Annotated in this window: 2 protein-coding genes; both read left to right on the top strand. The window is 62.0% G+C overall.

The genetic code is table 11. The annotated features are described in order from the left end of the window. Window positions 1-504: hypothetical protein (locus tag J0I64_RS09080; protein ID WP_291407339.1), on the top strand; the 504-nt coding region annotated here is incomplete at its 5' end. 232 nt (window positions 505-736) lie between these two features. Beyond that, entirely contained in the window at window positions 737-1,540 is an 804-nt protein-coding gene (locus J0I64_RS09075) for an HNH endonuclease (RefSeq protein ID WP_291407337.1), read from the top strand. Window positions 1,541-1,615 lie beyond the last annotated feature (75 nt).

Raw genomic sequence — 1,615 nt, 5'->3', positions numbered from 1 at the left:
ATGGCCACGGATTTCTCCGCCGATTGCGGTAGCTGCTTTGCGCTTTGCTGCACCGCGCTGTCCTTTCAGCGCGGTAGCCAGTTCGGTCATGACAAACTGGCCGGCCAGCCCTGCCATTATCTGGCCGATGATTTTCGCTGCAAGATCCACGCTCGGCGCGAAGAGCTGGGCTATGACGGCTGCGGGGCCTTTGACTGCCTGGGGGCAGGGCAACGCGCATCTGCCATCTTTGCAGGTGAGAATTGGCGCCGCGACCCGGCCATCGCGCGGCGGCTCTATGCCAGCTTTTCGCTATTGCTGCGCATTCAGGAAATGCGGCGGGCGCTGGAGACGGCGGCCGACCTCGATATTCGAGCGGCTTTGCACGAGGAGCGACTGGCGCTGCTCGAAAGGCTGACGGCCCAGGGCGAGAGCCGGCGCGAGGATACTGCCGAAGAGGCCAGTCGGACGCTCAAGGAGTGTCGCGCGTTTCTGAAACGTCTGGCGCCGGAGCTGACGGCTTAGCCTAGGCGCATAGGGCATCGGCCGAGGGCGAGGAGCCGGACGTTCTTGGTGTAAGCGCATCTGAAAGCAGTCGTTTTGGCGAGGCGGCTGCCTGTCCAGTTTGGGGCGGTGCTCGGCTGACTGGATTGTAGTGGCTTGGTGTCATGAGGGGCTGTGGTCGGTGGGATGGCCCGAAGTCTGCATGTCGAGAACAGTTTAATGTTCGGATACGGGTTCTTCCTAATATCGGGGCGTGCCCTATGCCGTCATTCGCATCACGGAACATGATCGGAAGCTCTGCGACGAGCACGGCATTGTTCTGATCCGCAATCAGTTCGTCGGATTACTGAGGGCGTGTTCCGGTTCTCGCGTTCTGCTCTACCAGAGCGTTCGGCAGCCTGGGCGGCTGAGCGGCCAGGTCGGCTACTTTGCCTCGGCCGCTGTTGCGAACATTTTTCCACGTCCCGGCGGGACGACACATGCTGTTTTCCTGACAGACACTGAACAGTTGTTCCCGGGGTTTGGGGAAGATGCGAGCCGGCGGGCGGAGGCGGAGGGTTGGTTTGCGGCTGCCGATGTCCGGGAGATTACGGGGGATCTTTATGCGAGCCTGACCGGGTATGTGGCGCAACAGCTCTTCGGAGAGATCCCTAGTGGGGAGATCGTGACGCCCCGCTTTTGGACCCATCAGGAGCATGCGCGCGACCGAGGCTTCAGGGCGCGCGTTTATCGCGCTTATGGCGGGCTTTGTGCGATCAGCGGCGTTGCCCTGATGTCCATGGACGGGTTCTGTGGCCTGCAGGCCGCACACATCGTACCCCGGTTATTTTCCCCTCACGAGAGGGCCTCGGCGGGCATTCTCCTGGCACCGACATGGCACTACCTTTTCGACCGCGGGAACATCGCCATACATGACGATTACAGCTGGACGGCTGTGGTCGGAGATCTCGATACACAGCGCGTTACGTCGAAGCGCCTGCGTTTGCCGGAGGCGGAAAGCGACTGGCCGGATGTGGCGCTGCTCGGGCGGAAGCGGGCACTGTTCGGGTGGCCGTGACGGGGGCGCCTGCGGAAAAGTACGGATTAAGTCCTTAACAGGGCGATGGGCGCTGAAGCTCTTTTGAACCCGGTC

The sequence above is a fragment of the Devosia sp. genome (assembly GCF_017307565.1).
Lineage (GTDB): Bacteria > Pseudomonadota > Alphaproteobacteria > Rhizobiales > Devosiaceae > Devosia.
Note: the sequence above shows the minus strand (reverse complement) of the source record. Positions and strands in the feature narration are given on the sequence as shown.